The sequence below is a fragment of the Ruegeria sp. SCP11 genome (genome assembly GCF_040329455.1).
Lineage (GTDB): Bacteria > Pseudomonadota > Alphaproteobacteria > Rhodobacterales > Rhodobacteraceae > Ruegeria > Ruegeria atlantica_E.
Genome location: NZ_JBDZYG010000003.1, coordinates 69,561 through 86,649 on the forward strand (window position 1 = coordinate 69,561; position 17,089 = coordinate 86,649).

The 17,089-nt window shown below is 55.6% G+C and carries 18 protein-coding genes, 1 tRNA gene and 1 pseudogene; 7 read left to right on the top strand and 13 right to left on the bottom strand.

Translation table 11 applies throughout. From position 1 onward, the window contains the following. Positions 1-58 precede the first annotated feature (58 nt). The 3 genes from nqrM to ABLN94_RS05900 form a co-directional block, all read right to left on the bottom strand. Positions 59-301, bottom strand: a complete 243-nt coding sequence (gene nqrM / locus ABLN94_RS05890; protein WP_352990316.1) for a (Na+)-NQR maturation NqrM — start codon at positions 299-301, stop codon at positions 59-61. A gap of 15 nt (positions 302-316) precedes the next feature. Continuing rightward, positions 317-1,342: an FAD:protein FMN transferase gene (locus tag ABLN94_RS05895; protein ID WP_352990319.1), complete on the bottom strand. Its 1,026-nt coding sequence runs from the start codon at positions 1,340-1,342 to the stop codon at positions 317-319. Between the two features lie 64 nt (positions 1,343-1,406). Further along, complete coding sequence (locus ABLN94_RS05900) at positions 1,407-1,592, bottom strand: hypothetical protein (RefSeq protein ID WP_352990322.1); 186 nt, start codon at positions 1,590-1,592, stop codon at positions 1,407-1,409. A 124-nt stretch (positions 1,593-1,716) separates the two neighbouring features. Between ABLN94_RS05900 and ABLN94_RS05905 the strand changes: the two genes are divergently transcribed. Next, positions 1,717-2,241 carry a CBS domain-containing protein gene (locus ABLN94_RS05905; protein ID WP_352990325.1) on the top strand — a complete coding sequence of 175 codons (525 nt, stop codon included), beginning with the start codon at positions 1,717-1,719 and terminating at the stop codon, positions 2,239-2,241. A gap of 193 nt (positions 2,242-2,434) precedes the next feature. Continuing rightward, positions 2,435-3,718, top strand: coding sequence for a Vi polysaccharide biosynthesis UDP-N-acetylglucosamine C-6 dehydrogenase TviB (gene tviB, locus ABLN94_RS05910; protein ID WP_352990328.1), 1,284 nt, complete (start codon positions 2,435-2,437; stop codon positions 3,716-3,718). Between the two features lie 38 nt (positions 3,719-3,756). On the opposite strand, the gene nqrF is transcribed toward tviB, so the two are convergent. Genes nqrF through ABLN94_RS05940 form a run of 6 tightly spaced genes read right to left on the bottom strand, consistent with a single transcriptional unit; the run spans position 3,757 to position 9,617 of the window. Further along, entirely contained in the window at positions 3,757-4,980 is a 1,224-nt protein-coding gene (nqrF, locus tag ABLN94_RS05915) for an NADH:ubiquinone reductase (Na(+)-transporting) subunit F (RefSeq protein ID WP_352990331.1), read from the bottom strand. Between the two features lie 10 nt (positions 4,981-4,990). Next, positions 4,991-5,599 (bottom strand): NADH:ubiquinone reductase (Na(+)-transporting) subunit E, encoded by a 609-nt coding sequence (nqrE, locus tag ABLN94_RS05920; protein WP_170389343.1) that lies wholly within the window; start codon positions 5,597-5,599, stop codon positions 4,991-4,993. Then, the gene (locus ABLN94_RS05925; RefSeq protein ID WP_170495196.1) at positions 5,599-6,252 is read right to left on the bottom strand and encodes an NADH:ubiquinone reductase (Na(+)-transporting) subunit D; all 654 of its coding nucleotides are present in this window, start codon (positions 6,250-6,252) and stop codon (positions 5,599-5,601) included. The genes nqrE and ABLN94_RS05925 overlap by 1 nt, the downstream gene beginning before the upstream one ends. Continuing rightward, positions 6,252-7,067: a Na(+)-translocating NADH-quinone reductase subunit C gene (locus ABLN94_RS05930; RefSeq protein WP_352990335.1), complete on the bottom strand. Its 816-nt coding sequence runs from the start codon at positions 7,065-7,067 to the stop codon at positions 6,252-6,254. The genes ABLN94_RS05925 and ABLN94_RS05930 overlap by 1 nt, the downstream gene beginning before the upstream one ends. Continuing rightward, positions 7,060-8,268: an NADH:ubiquinone reductase (Na(+)-transporting) subunit B gene (locus ABLN94_RS05935; protein ID WP_170495201.1), complete on the bottom strand. Its 1,209-nt coding sequence runs from the start codon at positions 8,266-8,268 to the stop codon at positions 7,060-7,062. The genes ABLN94_RS05930 and ABLN94_RS05935 overlap by 8 nt, the downstream gene beginning before the upstream one ends. A gap of 5 nt (positions 8,269-8,273) precedes the next feature. Next, positions 8,274-9,617, bottom strand: a complete 1,344-nt coding sequence (locus ABLN94_RS05940) for a Na(+)-translocating NADH-quinone reductase subunit A (protein ID WP_352990338.1) — start codon at positions 9,615-9,617, stop codon at positions 8,274-8,276. A gap of 288 nt (positions 9,618-9,905) precedes the next feature. Between ABLN94_RS05940 and ABLN94_RS05945 the strand changes: the two genes are divergently transcribed. Next, the gene (locus ABLN94_RS05945) at positions 9,906-11,021 is read left to right on the top strand and encodes a THUMP domain-containing class I SAM-dependent RNA methyltransferase (protein ID WP_352990341.1); all 1,116 of its coding nucleotides are present in this window, start codon (positions 9,906-9,908) and stop codon (positions 11,019-11,021) included. A 111-nt stretch (positions 11,022-11,132) separates the two neighbouring features. After that, a tRNA-Pro gene (locus tag ABLN94_RS05950) sits at positions 11,133-11,209 on the top strand. Positions 11,210-11,328: 119 nt separating this feature from the next. Here ABLN94_RS05950 and ABLN94_RS05955 read toward each other — a convergent pair. The 3 genes and pseudogenes from ABLN94_RS05955 to ABLN94_RS05965 form a co-directional block, all read right to left on the bottom strand. Further along, the gene (locus ABLN94_RS05955) at positions 11,329-12,348 is read right to left on the bottom strand and encodes a tyrosine-type recombinase/integrase (protein WP_352990343.1); all 1,020 of its coding nucleotides are present in this window, start codon (positions 12,346-12,348) and stop codon (positions 11,329-11,331) included. 17 nt (positions 12,349-12,365) lie between these two features. Next, positions 12,366-12,518: pseudogene (locus ABLN94_RS05960) on the bottom strand (helix-turn-helix domain-containing protein); the annotation flags it as partial. Positions 12,519-12,868: 350 nt separating this feature from the next. Continuing rightward, complete coding sequence (locus ABLN94_RS05965; RefSeq protein ID WP_352990346.1) at positions 12,869-13,144, bottom strand: DUF3644 domain-containing protein; 276 nt, start codon at positions 13,142-13,144, stop codon at positions 12,869-12,871. Positions 13,145-13,347: 203 nt separating this feature from the next. Here ABLN94_RS05965 and ABLN94_RS05970 point away from each other — a divergent pair, with 203 nt between their 5' ends. The 3 genes from ABLN94_RS05970 (at position 13,348) to ABLN94_RS05980 (ending at position 16,463) form a co-directional block, all read left to right on the top strand. After that, positions 13,348-13,926: a hypothetical protein gene (locus ABLN94_RS05970; protein ID WP_352990349.1), complete on the top strand. Its 579-nt coding sequence runs from the start codon at positions 13,348-13,350 to the stop codon at positions 13,924-13,926. A gap of 94 nt (positions 13,927-14,020) precedes the next feature. Next, positions 14,021-15,034, top strand: coding sequence for a hypothetical protein (locus ABLN94_RS05975; protein WP_352990352.1), 1,014 nt, complete (start codon positions 14,021-14,023; stop codon positions 15,032-15,034). Positions 15,035-15,338: 304 nt separating this feature from the next. Continuing rightward, positions 15,339-16,463 (top strand): ATP-dependent DNA helicase, encoded by a 1,125-nt coding sequence (locus ABLN94_RS05980; RefSeq protein ID WP_352990355.1) that lies wholly within the window; start codon positions 15,339-15,341, stop codon positions 16,461-16,463. 238 nt (positions 16,464-16,701) lie between these two features. Here ABLN94_RS05980 and ABLN94_RS05985 read toward each other — a convergent pair whose 3' ends face one another. Further along, positions 16,702-16,983 carry an HlyU family transcriptional regulator gene (locus tag ABLN94_RS05985; protein ID WP_352990358.1) on the bottom strand — a complete coding sequence of 94 codons (282 nt, stop codon included), beginning with the start codon at positions 16,981-16,983 and terminating at the stop codon, positions 16,702-16,704. Positions 16,984-17,089 lie beyond the last annotated feature (106 nt).

The window sequence follows — 17,089 nt, forward strand, 5'->3', positions numbered from 1 at the left end:
TGCCCCCCTTTGGTTAGGGCCTTTGTTAGCCAATTCCCGACCTGTAGCGAAGCGTAAATTACGCTTCCGCCTGACGCTCCATCTGATCCAGCATCTTCTTGGCGCGTTTGCATTTCAACTGGTCACGCAATGGGCTGTTGGGGTCTACATCCTTTTTGCAGACCACGCACTTGTCTGCACCCGAGATCGCGTTCAATCCACCGCAGCTGCCCTTTATGTTCTTGCCCATCAACATGACCCCAAGGGACATGCCAACCACAATGATCAGCAGCAAGATAAAGGCCAGAATAAAAGTGCTCATCGTGGTTCCTACCAGTCAGTTGGTGCCAAGCGCGTCTTTGAACGCAGTGCTGTGTACCGTGATATAGGCGTCTTCGCCACCTGTCACATCCCGCGAGATGAAATACACGGCAAGTTTATGCTTTTCGGCCAACTCCAGGCCCTTTTCCTGGCCCAGAGCCAGCATCGCTGTGGCCCACGCATCCGCCATCATCGCATTGTCGGCCAAAACTGTGACCGAGGTGGTCCGATGCGTGATCGGGCGACCGGTCGTTGGGTCGATGATATGAGAATACCGCACACCGTCCTGTTCGAAGAAATTCTTGTAGTCGCCCGAGCTTGCCATGCCCAAATCGCTCACCGAGACAATCAACTGCGGGGATTGCGCGCCCGCTTGCGGTTTTTCAATACCGATGCGCCATGCCTCGCCCTTGTCGTTCTGGCCCATGGTAACCAGATCGCCGCCAATCTCGACCAAATAGTTTTCGATCCCGGCTTCACGCAAGGTTTCCGCAACCGCATCAATTCCATACCCTTTGGCAATGGCGGACAGGTTGATCCCGACGCTTGCGTCAGATTTGGTCAACGTTCCGGCCTCAGAGTCCAATGTCAGCAGTCGATTCTGGCCTACACCATCCAGAGCGGCCTGAATATCCGCCTCCGAAGGAACAGGATCCTCTGGAGTGCGCGGACCAAAGCCCCACAGTTCGATCAGCGGACCGAGGGTAACGTCAAATGTGCCGCCAGTCTTATCGTGTACGTCATTCGCGGCTTCCATCACCTGAGCGAATTCTGCGGAGATCGGCATCGGATCGGTACTGGTTGCGGCGGAGAAAGTCGAAACCTCCGAATTCGGATCCCAGTTGGACATCTTGGCATTGACCTCGGCCAAAGTCTCTTCGACCGAAGCGGCAAGGGCATTTTCGTCCAGGTCTTCACCAATCGCGGTGATATTGAAGGTCGTTCCCATCGTCTCGCCCGAAAGGCGAACCACTTCTGGTTCCTTATCGAACAGGCAGCCGGATAGAAATGAGGCGAAAGCCAGCACAGGCACAAGACGCATTGGGGTCTCCTGGAAAATCGGTGCCCGGCATATGCCAGCCACCCCAGCCAGAGTCAAACCGACATCAAAGCTTGAGCGGCATAAAGCCCAGCACCAAAAGACCAACCGCCGCTGGTACCCCAAACAGCCACGCGCGTTTCTGCCACCCCGGCGGCTGCTGTTTCCAGGCCTTGCGGAAATTATGACCGCACACCACCACGAAAAAGAAAATCAAAGCAGCGATTGGTGGCGTAAGGTACAGATCGTTCAAAAGCTTAAGGTTCCGTTAGTGGCCGGTGAATTTTGCCGATCAGCGCAATTGCACCCTATACAGGTCGTTTAGCTGCGCTAAGGTGAAAGGGAAAGACTTTGCAATAACCATAAGGAGATTGCCCATGGCCCCAACCTCTTACCAATCCCCGTCGCGCGGTGATAAGGCTGACAAGACTACGTACAGCCAATCGACAGAGTCGAACCTGTCGCACTCACAGACAACCGTCGCCAAGCTGCTGGACGGCAAAGGGGATGCGGTGTTTTCGGTGCGCCCGAATGATACGATCCACTCGGTCGTCAATACGCTCAAGGAAAAGCGGATTGGCGCGGTCCTCGTGACCGATCAAAATGGCAGCTTGCAGGGCATTCTGTCCGAACGTGACATCGTGCGGCGCATGGCGGATACGCCGGGTCAAACCCTGCCGCAATCGGTAGAGGATCTGATGACCCGTGAGGTTAAGACTTGCTCGCCAGATGATCTGCTGAACGACGTCCTGAAAGCCATGACCGACGGTCGTTTTCGCCACATGCCCGTCTTGCGGGATGGCAACCTGTGCGGCGTGATCACTATCGGTGACGTGGTACATTTCCGCTTGAAAGAGCTGGAATACGAAGCGCTTCGCATGAAGCAGATGATCGTCGGCTGAACGGATTCTCGGAAAATCCCCTTGACCTTGGCTCGGCGACAGTATCCCTGATGCATCAAAGACTGCGTCAAGGTCGAGGGATGAATGAAACGTGTTCTGGTGACAGGCACCGCGAGACTAAATGGTTTCCATCTGAAAAATCTTCTGCTCTCCGAGGGCGGGCTTGGCTCTGGCGATTGCCCGAGGTGTTCTGATGTTTGAAACCAACCCGAATAATCGTCGGATTGCTGTAATCGGTCTGGGTTATGTCGGCTTACCGCTGGCAGTGGCCTTCGGCAAGATTGGCTCAGTGGTCGGCTACGATATTAACCCGTCCCGGATTGCCGCCTTGCGCGCAGGGTATGATGCAACGCAAGAGGTCGAGTCTGATGATCTGGCTGCTGCGGCTGGGTTGGCCTTCACAACTGATCTAGCCGAACTGGCGGCCTGCGATACCTATATCGTGACTGTGCCAACTCCGATCACGGCGGGAAAGCAACCGGATCTTTCACCGTTGCTCAGCGCGTCCAAAATGGTTGGTGAGTTGCTGAAACCGGGTGACCTGGTGATTTATGAATCCACCGTTTACCCTGGCGCAACCGAAGAAGACTGCGTGCCGGTTCTTGAGCAGGCCTCGGGACTGACATTCAACACGGATTTCTTCGCGGGTTACAGCCCTGAGCGGATTAATCCAGGAGACAAAACGCACAGGATTTCCGACATCTGCAAGGTGACCTCGGGATCAACGCCCGAAGTGGCCGATCTGGTGGACGCGCTTTATGCACGGATAATCAACGCCGGGACCCATAAAGCCGAAAGCATCCGCGTGGCTGAGGCTGCGAAAGTCATCGAAAACACGCAACGTGACTTGAACATCGCGCTGGTTAACGAACTGGCGATGATCTTCGGACGGATGGATATCGACACCGAGGCCGTTCTGAGGGCCGCTGGCACAAAATGGAATTTCCTACCCTTCCGCCCCGGGCTGGTCGGTGGGCATTGCATCGGTGTTGACCCTTACTACCTCACCCACAAGGCCGAGGCAGTCGGCCACCATCCACAGATCATTCTGGCCGGGCGGCGTTTGAATGACAGCATGGGCGGATATATCGTCTCGCAGCTGGTCAAACGGATGATGCGGGATGGCATCAACGTGGCTTGTGCCCGTGTGCTCGTCATGGGGCTGACGTTCAAGGAAAACTGCCCTGACCTGCGGAATACCCGTGTGGTCGATATCATCGAAGAACTAGAGGATTACGGGATCACGGTCGATGTCTACGACCCCCATGCCGACAGTCAGGCAGCCCAGGCCGAATATGGGATTTCTTTGATCGAAGAGCCGCAACCTGGTGCCTATGACGGCGTGGTTCTCGCCGTGGCACATCAGGAATTCAAAGCCCTCGACCCGGTACAAATCCGGTCCTACGGCAAGGAGCAATCGGTGCTTTACGACGTGAAGTCCTGCTTACCCAAAGAAGCCAGCGACTTGCGGCTTTAAAAAAAAACCGGCGCGTTTGGCGCCGGTTTTTTAGTTTCTCACCCGCCGAAATCGTCGAGCATGATGTCTTCGCGGTCTACCCCCAGATCCAGCAGCATGTTGATGACCGACTGGTTCATGATTGGCGGACCACACATGTAGAACTCGCAATCCTCAGGCGCAGGGTGGTTCTTGAGGTACTCTTCGAACAGAACATTGTGGATGAAGCCGGTATAGCCTTTCCAATCGTCCTCGGGCTGTGCGTCCGACAAGGCCACGTGCCATTCGAAATTGTCGAACTCTTCGGCCAGCGAGTCGAAGTCTTCGACAAAGAACATCTCTTTTTTCGACCGCGCACCATACCAGAAGCTGATCTTGCGGTTGCGGTTTTCAAGTCGCTTGAGCTGGTCGAAGATGTGGCTGCGCATAGGTGCCATACCGGCACCACCGCCAATGAAGACCATCTCTTTCTCGGTTTCACGGGCAAAGAATTCACCAAACGGACCCGAAATCGTCACCTTATCACCCGGCTTCAGGTTGAAGATGTAAGATGACATCTGTCCCGGTGGGATACCTTCCGACCCCGGAGGCGGCGAAGCGACCCGGACGTTCAGCATGATCATGCCCTTTTCGTCCGGATAGTTGGCCATCGAATATGCGCGTTCAATCGGCTCGCTTACCACGGATTTGTATTGCCAAAGATTGAAGCGATCCCAATCTTCGCGATACTCTTCTTCCACATCGAAATCGGTATAGGACAGCTGGTGTGCTGGGGCTTCGATCTGGATGTAGCCACCTGCGCGAAAGTTCACATCCTCGCCTTCCGGAAGATCCAGCGTCAGCGCCTTGATGAAGGTTGCCACGTTCTCGTTCGACCGAACCGTGCATTCCCATTTCTTGACACCAAAGACCTCTTCGGGGACTTCGATCTCCATGTCTTGCTTTACAGCGACCTGACACGACAGACGGTCGCCGCAGGCAGCTTCGCGCTTGGTGATGTGGCTTTCTTCGGTCGGCAGAATTGACCCGCCACCCGAATGCACCTTCACCCGGCACTGCGCGCAGGTTCCGCCACCGCCACAGGCCGACGGGACGAAGAGCTTCTCGGCCGCCAGAGTCTGCAGCAGCTTGCCGCCTGCCGGTACCGAAACGGTTTTCTCACCGTTGATGGTGATGTTGACGTTCCCGGTCGACACCAGGCGCGAACGCGCGGCCATGATGATGGCAACCAGGCCCAGAACGATCAGGGTAAATAGGATTACGCCAAGGCTAAAAGTTTCCATCGACGCCTCCTTACAGTTTCACGCCCGAGAAGGACATGAAGGCCATCGCCATCAGTCCCGCGGTGATAAAGGTGATCCCCAGACCCTGTAGGCCGTCAGGAATATCCGAGTACTTCAGCTTTTCGCGCACACCCGCCATCGCAGTGATCGCCAACGCCCAGCCAAAGCCGGAAGAAAGACCATAGGTGGCGGCCTCGGCAAAGTTATAGTCGCGTTCCACCATGAACAGCGAACCACCCAGGATGGCGCAGTTCACCGTGATCAATGGCAAGAAGATCCCCAGCGCGTTGTAGAGCGGCGGGAAATACTTATCCAAGATCATCTCGAGAATCTGAACCATCGCCGCGATCACGCCGATATACGAGATCAGGCCCAGGAAGGTCAGGTCCACATCCGGGAACCCGGCCCAGGACAACGCGCCCGGTTTGAGCAGGTAGTTCAACAGCAGGTTGTTGGTGGGAACGGTGATGGCCTGTACGACCATAACCGAGATACCCAGACCCAGCGCGGTTGAAATCTTCTTGGACACGGCGATGAAAGTACACATCCCCAGGAAGAAGCTGAGCGCAAGGTTTTCGACAAAGATGGCCTTTACGGCCAGTGAGATCAGACCTTCCATCAGTGGGCCTCTACCTGCTGAATTTTGTATTCACGCTCTTCCACCTGGTTTGGCTTCCATGTGCGGAACGCCCAGATGATCAGACCGATGATGAAGAATGCCGACGGAGGCAGCAGCAGCATGCCGTTGGGCACATACCAGCCACCGTTGTTGACCGTTTGCAGAATGGTGACACCGAACAGCGACCCGGCGCCGAACAGCTCACGAATGAAACCGACCAGCAGTAGGATCAGGCCATAGCCCATGCCGTTGCCCAAGCCGTCGATAAAGGACGCGACCGGCGGGTTCTTCATTGCAAATGCCTCAGCGCGGCCCATCACAATACAGTTGGTGATGATCAGACCGACGAAAACCGACAGGGTCTTCGAGATTTCAAAGGCATAGGCCTTGAGGACCTGATCCACCAGGATCACCAGCGAGGCGATGATCACCATTTGCACGATGATCCGGATTGAGCCAGGTATCTGGTTGCGCAGGCACGAGATAAAGAAGGACGAGAACGACGTCACGAAAGTCACCGCCAGCGCCATCACGAAGGAAACCTGCAGCGACGAGGTCACCGCCAGAGCCGAACAGATACCCAGCACCTGCAGGGTGATAGGGTTGTTGTCGACAAGCGGATCGACCAGCATCTCTTTTTTGGTCTGGGACATCAGAGCTCTCCTGCTTGCAGCTTGGCCAGAAACGGAGCGTAGCCCGCATCGCCCATCCAGAATTTCACGAGGTTGTCGACACCAACCGAGGTCAGCGTAGCACCGGCCAATGCGTCGACATAGAAATCGGGTCCTGCAGCCGGTTGTGACTTGGCGACGGTGATCTGCAGATCACCATTATCGTCGCGCAACCGCTTGCCATTCCACAGCGCTTTCCAGCGCGGATTGTCCACCTCGGCACCCAAGCCCGGTGTTTCACCATGCTGATAGAACTGCAGGCCATAGATATCGTTGCCGTTGTTTTCCAGCGCGATAAAACCATAGAGAGTGGACCACAGGCCATAGCCGTGCAGAGGCAGAATCACCTTGTCCAGATCACCTGCGTCGTCGCGCAACAGATAGATCACGCGGTATTTGGACTTGCGGCCAATACCCGCCGGGTCGTTATCCAACGCAACGCTCAGTTCGGGATCGCTGGCCGCGGCAATGTCGTCAAAGGTGGCCGGATCGAACTGATCGTCGACGAAGTCGCCGGTGGACAGTTCCAGCACGTGCGGCTCGAACGCAGCGAATGCCTCAGAGACGTTGACGCCGGGCTCATAGACGCCTGCCACCTGCAACACGTTGACCTGCTTGTCCTTCAGCGCGTTGGCTTGCTGTACAGGGCGCAAGCTAACTGCAGCAGAAGAAACGACCATCGAGGCAAGCAGGCAGACGGCAACGGCGACGAAAATCGTCTTGCCGACAGAATCCGGCGAAGCCGCCAGAAACTTGGCAATCGCGCCCTTGGGTTCTTGGGATTGCGTATCAGACATGGCGACGCGCCCTCCGTTTGATGTTGGCCTGAACGACAAAATAGTCGATCAGCGGTGCAAAGACGTTGCCGAACAGGATGGCCAGCATCATGCCTTCAGGGAAAGCCGGGTTGAGGACACGGATCATCACAACCATGACACCGATCAGCGCACCGTAGATGTAGCGACCCAAGTTGGTGTGGCTGGCCGAGACGGGCTCGGTCACCATGAAGGCCAGACCGAAGGCATAGCCGCCGATTACAATGTGCCAGTACCACGGCATCGCGAACATCGGGTTGGTGTCCGATCCAATCAGGTTCAGCAGCAGGGTAAAGCCGATGGTACCCGCCAGACAGCCGACAATCAGGCGATAGTTTGCGATCCGAGTGGCCAGCAAGAAAGCCAGACCAATAATACAAGCTAGCGTCGAAGTCTCACCAAAGCTGCCCTGCATGAAGCCCATGAAGGCATTCCACCAGGTCAAACCTTCAGCTGCCAGCGCCTGATAGCCCTCAGACGCTGAAACCGATAGCGCCGTCGCGCCCGAGAAACCGTCGACCGGGGTCCAGACAGTGTCACCTGACATGTTTGCCGGATAGGCAAAATACAGGAACGCCCGTCCCACTAGCGCAGGGTTGAGGAAGTTCTTGCCGGTGCCGCCGAAGACTTCCTTACCGATCACGACGCCGAAGATAATCCCCAGCGCAACCTGCCACAGCGGGGTCGTTGCCGGCATGATCAGCGTATAAAGCATAGAGGTAACAAGAAAACCCTCGTTCACCTCATGCCCACGCACGGTTGCGAAGATGACCTCGAAGATACCGCCTGCAACCAAGGTTACGATGTAGATCGGTAGGAAGTACATCAGCCCGTGCATCACATTGGCAAAAATGCTGCTTGGGTCCAGAGAAATCCCAAACGCCTGCAGAATGGCAATCCGCCATCCGGTCGCCGAGTCCGGCCCCAACGCGGCAATTGCCGAGTTGGCCTGGTAGCCGGTATTGTACATCCCCCACAGGATACAGGGGATCGTCGCGATCACGACATAGGTCATGATCCGCTTCATATCGACGAAGGACCGTGCATGCGGGGCTACAGTGGTGACGGTTTTCGGAGTGTAGATAAAGCTTTCCACCATCTCGTAGATAGGGAAAAGCTTCTCGTACTTGCCGCCCTTGGTAAAGTTCGGCTCAATCCGATCGAAGAAGTTGCGCAAACCCATTTGGATCAGCCCTCCTTTTCAATCTTGGTCAGGCAGTCGCGCAGCGCCAGCCCGTATTCATATTTTGCCGGACAGGCAAAGCCCACAAGGCCCAGATCCTCTTCGTCCAGCTCGAGCGCACCCAGTGCCTGAGCACTGTCGGTATCCATCACCAGCAGCGCGCGCAGCAGCTGCGTCGGCAAATAGTCCTGCGGCATCAGACGCTCGAACACACCCGTGGGGACCATCGCGCGGCGGCCACCGTTCAGGTTGCTGGTCAAGTTGAAGAGCTTATTCGACAGCGCCGAACCCAAAACCGGCTGCACCGAGAATTTCGACGGCATCGGACGAATCCACCCCATCGGGATCTGGTCATGATCTTCCCGGATAATAGAAATCTGGCGCGCAAATCGGCCCAGATATGCGGTGGGACCTTCGGCTTGCGTTCCCGACAGGATCGAGCCCGAGATAATCCGCGGCGTACCGTCCACAGCGATCTCATCACTGGTCAGATCGTCGGTCGAGGCGCCCATCACCGTACGGATCAGACGCGGCTGACGCGCGCCCGGACCGCTGAGCGCGATCACAACGTTCGGGTCCAGATGACCGGTTTGCATAAGGCGGCCAATGGCGATCACGTCCTGATATCCGATGGTCCAGACCTGCTTGTCCCCTGCCAGCGGTTCAAGGAAGTGAATATGTGTACCGGCCAGACCTGCGGGATGCGGCCCCGAGAACGCGGCGGCTTCGACACCCGGCACATCCGCGCCAGGAATGGAGTCGCCGTCCTTGTGGCACAGATACGTCTTGCCCTCTGTCAGCTTCGCAATCGCGGCTAGGCCCGCGGCAAACGCTTCACCGGCGTCAGAAATGATCACCGCTGCGTCTGCTGCCAGCGGCTCACTATCCATGGCGGTCACAAAGATGGCCGCAGGTTTGGAGCCCGGCACCGGCATCTTCGAATAGGGCCGAGTGCGGAACGCAGTCCACAGACCGGCCGCGCACAGCTTTTCGGCTAAGCCTTCAGCTGTGTCCGTATTACCTACAGCCGAGAAATCGATCCCAGTATCGTTGGCGTCCGACACCTCGATCACCACGCTCTGCAGCACGCGACGCGCGCCACGGTTGATCGCCGCGACCTTGCCGGACATCGGGGCAACCATCATCGCGTCGGGCGCGTCCTTGTGGCAGAACAGCGGCGTTCCGCGCTGGACCGTGTCACCTTCCTGAACCAGCATGCGCGGCTTCAGGCCCAGGTAATCCCCGCCCAATACCCCAACAGTCTTGAATTCAGGTCCCGGTTGGATCGTCTGATCCGGCGCACCCAGCACCGGCAGCTCCAACCCTTTTTTCAGTTTGAAAGTTTGCATGTCGCTACTGTCTTCCAAGCCTCTTTTTCTTGCGCCAGATTCATCGAACCCATTTCTGGGGCCGACAATAACGCGTGATCGCTGTGCAGTCGTCGCAAAAGCGTCGAAATGCGCCGAAAATCCGCGGGCGTAATTCTGATCAGGGACCCTTTACGCGGGGAAGGTGATAAAGGCAAACCCGTTGCGGCCCATATTGTGTGCGGAATGTCACTTTCCTTTGAACAATTTCATTTTTTCCAAGAAAAAATGCTGGTCGCGCTTGGAATGCTTCCGGTGTAAGGACTGCGAATGGAACAAACGCGCAATCTAGAGATATTTTTGGTGGCCACTCCCGGGCTCGAGGCACCTTTGCATGCCGAAGCGGTCGAGAAGGGATTCGAATCCGCCAAAATCATGCCGGGCGGAGTAAGCTGCCAAGGCAACTGGACCGAAGTCTGGCGCGCGAACTTGAGCCTGCGCGGGGCCAACAAGGTGCTGGTCCGAATAGGCAGTTTCCCGGCGGTACACTTGGCGCAGCTCGACAAACGCGCGCGCAAGTTCCCATGGGCAGAATTCCTGCGTCCTGACATTCCGGTCAAGGTCGAGGCGACGAGCCGCAAGTCCCGCATCTACCATGCGGGTGCAGCCCGTCAGAGGATCGAGCGGGCGATTGCTGAAACGCTCGGTGCTACGATCTCATCCGATGCGGAATTGCGGGTACTGCTTCGTATCGAAAAAGACATCTGCACCTTTTCTATAGACACCTCGGGTGAACCCCTGCACAAGCGTGGCCACAAACCAGCAGTCGCCAAGGCGCCGATGCGCGAAACCATGGCGGCTATGTTCCTGCGCGAATGTGGGTTTGACGGGTCTGAGCCCGTTCTGGACCCGATGTGTGGCTCGGGCACATTTGTTATTGAAGCCGCCGAGATTGCGATGGGGCTGAACCCCGGCCGTTCTCGCAGCTTTGCTTTCGAAAACCTGCACGGGTTTGACTCGACCGCGTGGGGTGCTTTGCGGCAACCCCAACCTCAGTCAGAAACAGACGTTGTGTTCTATGGATCCGATCGAAATGCGGGTGCTGTCGACGCGGCCAGCACCAATGCTGACCGCGCCGGGATTGCCGCCCACACCCGGTTTCAGACCCGGTCGGTCAGCGACATAAAACCTCCAACAGGCCCTGCAGGTTTGGTTATCGTCAATCCGCCCTATGGAGCGAGGATCGGGGATGAAAAGCGTCTGCGCTCCCTCTACGGCAGTTTGGGCAAGACTTTGGCGTCTCGATTTTCCGGCTGGCGTGTTGGCATCGTAACCAGCAATCAGTCGCTGGCCCGCTCAACAAGGCTGCCCTTGCTGCCTCCTGGGCCGGTTGTAGACCACGGTGGCACGAAAATCCGGCTGTACCGAACCGACCCCCTGCCCTAGCGCCATCTCGGCGACATAGCAAAACCTAGTTTAGCCACGAGAATTCCCGTGCTCCGGCATAAAATCCCTCTTGCACATCCAAATCCCCAGGTATAGATCACCCGCCACGGTCGGAGTGTAGCTCAGCCTGGTAGAGCACTGTCTTCGGGAGGCAGGGGTCGGAGGTTCGAATCCTCTCACTCCGACCAATAAAACAAAGCGCCCAAGGGCGCCTTTGTTGTTTTCTGCGGATCGGCCGCAACATTTCCTTCGCTGGATGTGCTCAGTTCGTTCGCAACCGGCATCGACCAACTACCACAGTTTCATTTCAGATCTTCCAGTCCATAATCTCCGTTGCGTTCTTCAGCGCATCTGGGCTGTAGGACCTATAGACGTTTTCCAGGGTCTCACGCGAGGTCGCAAAGTAGGCCGTGGCGTCCTCCAGCGTCATGCCGCGCATGAACGCCCAGGTAACCGCTGTGTGCTTCAGGGTGTGCGGTGTCACGTCCTTAAGACCGGCTCGCTGGACGGCAATACGGAATGCCTTGTCGATCCGACCTATCGGCACGCCCTTGAACGACACCACGTGGCTCCCCTCCTGCGTCCAGGTCTTCATTTCTGCGTGGAGCGTGCCAGGCATCTTGATCATTCCCTTGCGCTTCTTGGTCTCGGCCTCGGCCTTGCCAAGGAAATGGATCACCCCACTGTCAAGCTCGACCCAGCCGCTATCAAGGGAGGGCATCCACTTCAGCCGCGTGATCGCGGTCTTCCGACGCCCGGTGTATAGCGCTATCTTGATGAACCTCTGGACGTGAGAAGCAGAGGCCTCCAGAAAGCGCTGGACCTCCTCCTCGGTCAGCCAGCGGTCATTGGCGACTCCCTTGTCAGGCAGGGTAACGATCGGTGCATGGCTGATCCTGCGCGACGCCAAGGCGTATTTGACAGCGGCGTTCAGTGTGTTCATCTCGCGCCGGACGGTCCATGCGGCGCACCGTCTCCAGGCCGTGTAGCCCCGACACCTGTCGATGTCGATCTGGGACACCTTGAGGTCGCTCCAGTAGGGCGACAGTGCCTGTATCGTGTAGAGCAGACGTTCCCTGTCGCGGACCACCTTTACCTTGGCCTCGCCGTAATGCACCAAAATCTCGCCGACGGTGATCTCGCTCGGGTCGCGGACGCGATCATCTTTCCACTTCTTGCTGGCGATGTAATTGCTCAGGACTTCTTCCGCTGCCTCATGAAATCCATCACCAAAGCCTGTCCGGATCTGCTGTCCTCCGTCGAGGATGACCCATGCGCCATCGTCTTTGCGTTGGAAGAGCCGGGCCGGTTTGCGTTTACGTGGCATGTCGTTGTGAACCTCTTCAATTCCTCGCGGGTCATGTAGTAGCGCTTGCCGAGGCGAACCGCGTTGATCTCGCCCTGGTGGATCATGGCCCGAACCGTTTTGGGGGTGATCGTGCGATGTAAGGAGGCCGCGAATTCCTCGATCGTGAGGAGTGCTTCGTCACTACTCATTTCGTGACCGACTGGAGGGTTGTATCCATAACCCAGATGCCAGGGTGGTGTTCAGCCACCGAAGTTTCGGACTCGGGTGCCGAATTCCTGATCTGCGTACGCATTGCCGGGAGGCTCCTTTTTCGTGTGATCAATAAGTCTATAGCAAGCACAACGTCGGATGCGCGTTGTAGATCGGAGAAAAGTCATAAGATATTGATATATTTTAAAAGAAATTTTTGGATGGTGCCGCCCCCACCATTTTCGATGGTGATTTCGATAACCCAGGGACCAACTACAAGTTCAGGCCGCCGCTCCCTAGCGGGCTTCCCGCTCCGACCTCTGCGCCCGACTAAAACAAAGCCACGCAACTAAGATGATCCTCTGGCTGAAGTTTCCATCCACGCTGCCTGGACTACGCGGCTACTGATCATCATCAACGATAGCTGTTCTGTTTTTCTGCACACTCTCCGAGAACAAGTTCGATCCAGCGGTTGCCGGTAGGCGATGCCCTCCTTCATTAAACAAGCGCGGAGTAGACATGTCCACGCGATGTTGGCCGTCAGGATGAACAATTCGGCACGGAAGGTCGGGACGGCTGATTTGAAGAGGTGAACAGCAGCGATCATGGCCTCATTATTTTCCATTCAAGTAGAAAGGTAATCTTAGAACGCGGCAGGGAACCGTTTTGTAAGAAAAATCACCCGCCAACGGATGTTCACTTCGGCATGTCACAAAGTTCGAGTCAAAAAAATTTCGCAACAAGCCGCAAGTCGACGGACGCATTGCTATAGTAAATTAAGAGGCCGACAGCTGGTCTCACCAATTAAAGCTTTTAAAGGAATCCAAAATGGACACGACCTCCAACCGCCTTGGCGGAACAATAGATGTTGGCAAACTGACTGCTCCCAACATCGATCTCAAGAAGAACATCTCTGGAGCAAATCACGATTTCATCGACAAGGACACAGTGTTTTTCTTGCTGAAGACGATGGCCGATGAGCTTAATGGCGACAAGGACGCTTCGGAGCTTGTCAGCTGCCTTCTGGGTATTACCAATGAATTGCTCCAGATGCTTGAACACCAGGAGTTAACTCATATAACGCCCACCAACATCGACGGAACAGGATCGGTTACCGAAACCCCGTTGTTTCCGCCGCAGATTCCGCCTTTGCCCCCGCTTACCGCACTGCGTCAGCTTTCTCGTGAAGATCAGGCTCGCTTTCTCGATAAGCGTGCCAGTGATCTCATACGCGAAATCGAAGGTCTGCGTTTAGGTTACTATGAGGCACCGGATTACCGGCAGGGCTATCGGATGATCGAGCAGGCTCGTCGCCGGTTTCGCAAGTTGCGCGACACCGCCATGAAGTTGGGTCACTGGACTGATGGACGCTGGAACGCAGGTTCAGAAGAGACCCACCTCGTCTGATCTGGCGCTAGCAACAACCCACCCACCACAAGCACAAAGACAAGACCGGGATTTCGACCTCAAGGGCGGTCCCGGCACGAAGGAGGCATCTCAAATGACAATGGATGAACATAAACTAAGGCTGAATATGCTTCACCGCATGCTGAAGCTGATACCCACAAGATACCGTGCACTCGAAGCGGAAGTGATGCCGACCAAATGGCCGGAGTATCGTTTTCTGACCCCCATGGATGCCACGAAGCAGTTCCATCGTGCCTATATCGAAGCATACAAAAATTACTATCGCGAGAATATCGATGTGATCGCTGCATCCGATATTAAGATCGGTTTTAAGTTGAGCTATTTCAAACGGAGCTCCGATTTAACCCAACTCAACAATGCACGTTTGAAAGCTGATCGGATCGGATTGCCGTATCCTGCTTACTTAGAGTTCGCATTCAAGTTCGCGGCGGCGCGCAAACGCAAATTTCCGCCGCAGCCTAACCAGCTATGGCCTACCGAGAAGGCGTACGATGCCTGGTTGACCAAGATAGTGGAGTTCTGGAGTGATGACCGCCATGGCCTCGAATTGAACCGGATGAAGGTCATGCCCCAGTACGCATATTTTTCCTACCAGGGCCTTCCGGCGCAGCGTCAATTTCGTAAAGAGATGCTCGATTTGGTGAGTCGCGGCGTATATTCAATAGACGGGTTTGTTGCCAAGCACGTGGTCGAGCGCCAGTATTTCCGTGCCGTTGATTGTCACTTCCTTGGGGAAAAGGCCGTCGAATGTGCTGAACGCAAAGCACGAGAAGACGTTGCCAACGGCTTCCTTAGAACCGTTGAGCTCAAGACGCCTACAAGCAAGAAGTTCTACCAGAGTTGTTTTGGTGTGCCCGGAGTAGTCACGTCTGACAATCCTATTTGCTCGACATGTACACAGCGTGGAGATTGTGAACTGGCGCGCCAGACGGTCATCTCGAAAACCCTTTCAGAAACGGGCTTTGCCGATCCGATTGCCGAGGCCGATAGGCGGGCAAACCGGAGGCGTGTGAATGCATGCCGTACTCGCCAGAGTGCCTCGAGATTAGAGACCAACGCTGCACCGAAGGTGGAGGTTGCCGTGTAATGGCTCCCTTGTGTCAAATATACTGTAAGAGAAAAGAAATTAAATATTAGGGGAGCGTTACACCCTCCGGAGATCAAGAAACCCCTCCGGGCATGTAATGCCCCCCTAGTTAAATACTTTCTCCGGAACATCCCTCCTGAAGAGTAACCTGTCACAAGGGGGGCATTACACCTTCATTTCCATAAACGCAGAGCCGACCATCAATCGTCTGGTTGGTATGTTCCTAAGACGCCCAAGATACGCTCGGCCAGCCTCGCCCGTTGGCCAGAATTCTCAACCCCAAACCTGCAGAAGACCTACCCTCATGAATGCTATCAATTTCACTATGTCCAGCCAACAGCTCTCAGCGCTTGACTGCGTTGGCTCCTGGCTGAAGAACGATGCCAAGACAAATAAGATCTTCCGGCTCTTCGGATATGCTGGCACCGGCAAGACGACAATCGCGCGACATCTGGCCAGCGGTTTGAATGGAAGGGTTGTTTACGCGGCCTTCACTGGCAAAGCGGCTATGATGATGCAGCGCAACGGCTGTGAAGGTGCTTCCACCATCCACAGTTTGATCTACAAGGCTGTACAGGGATCGAATGGTAAATTCAGTTTCCACCTCGATCCGGATAGTGCAGCAGCGGATGCGGACTTGATTGTGCTCGATGAGTGCTCAATGGTTGATGTAAACTTAGCGCGTCACCTGATGTCATTCGGAACTCCTATCCTCGCACTTGGTGATCCTGAGCAGCTGCCGCCGGTGGCCGGCGAGGGTTATTTCACCAACGCCAAGCCTGACGCCATGCTGACCGAAATCCACCGTCAGGCCAAGGACAGCCTGGTCTTACAACTGGCGACAGACATTCGTGAAGGGAAACCGTTGAAATATGGTGCCTATGGGAACAGCCGTGTGGTGCCGGACGGGAGTCTTGAGATCGATGAGATATTGGATGCGGACCAGCTCCTTGCCGGTAGGAACGTCACTCGTTCCCACTACAACGAAGAAATCCGCAGGGCCTTGGGACGCACCAGCGACCTGCCTGAGATTGGCGACCGCCTTGTGTGTCAGCACAATGACCATGGCCTTGGTATCGTCAATGGAGGCATGTTCACGGTCGTCTCAGAACCGAAGAATTCCCGGTTTTCGGGGACTTTGTCGTTGGAACTGAAATCGTGCGACTTCCCGGATCATGAAAACTACCGCGTACGTGTGTATCCGGAGTATTTTACTGACGACGAAGAGAGATTGGCGGACAAGGAACGAAAAAATTCTCAGCAGTTTAAGTATGGCTACGCGTTGACAGTTCATAAAGCCCAAGGCAGCCAGTGGGGCCACGTGATTATAGAGGACGAAAGTCACATCTTCGATAAATATGCGAGGAATTGGCTCTATACCGCTGTTACACGGGCTTCTGAATGCGTGACTCTGGTGACACGCCTCTAGAAGCATTTCCACATTGAAGGCAACATTGGGCAGGCACTTTCTGCCCAATGATGTTGCTCCCTGACGCTATGTCCATGGGAGCATTGAACCTCAAAAACTCGTTAGTGCCAGAACGCACCCTCTTCACATCCACAGGCGATTTCTATGACATCGGTGGAACTCACCCCGTTTTGCGTCCGTACTTCATGCGAACTAAGCCATTCACATGATACCCGCCGATCGCACAGCGGGCTTCAAGCTACCGGTTTTCTGAGCCGAAAAGGCGTCCGCCCTGCTCGTCAATCACCTGCTTCGCCTTTGCGATGCTGAAGCTTTCAGCCTGATCCCGGCTTTCAAAGACATCCGCCCTGATCACCGTATAGGTCCTGCGATCTCCGTCTATGATCTTTTCGATACGGGCCAATAGGCGGTATTTACCGCCTTCGGGCATCAGGTCAGGGAAAATCTCGAACCCTTTGTACGAAACCGGCTCCGGCTCAGACTTTTCGCTGAAACCGAAGAGTTTAGAAAAGAGGGACATTGGGCGGCTCCTTTCAGCATTGCTAGGACCGGAGACTAGCGCCGCTTAAGACAGGCGTGAAGCTTGTCCTGTTATCAGATCACCGGTCGTCGATCCGATAGTACGC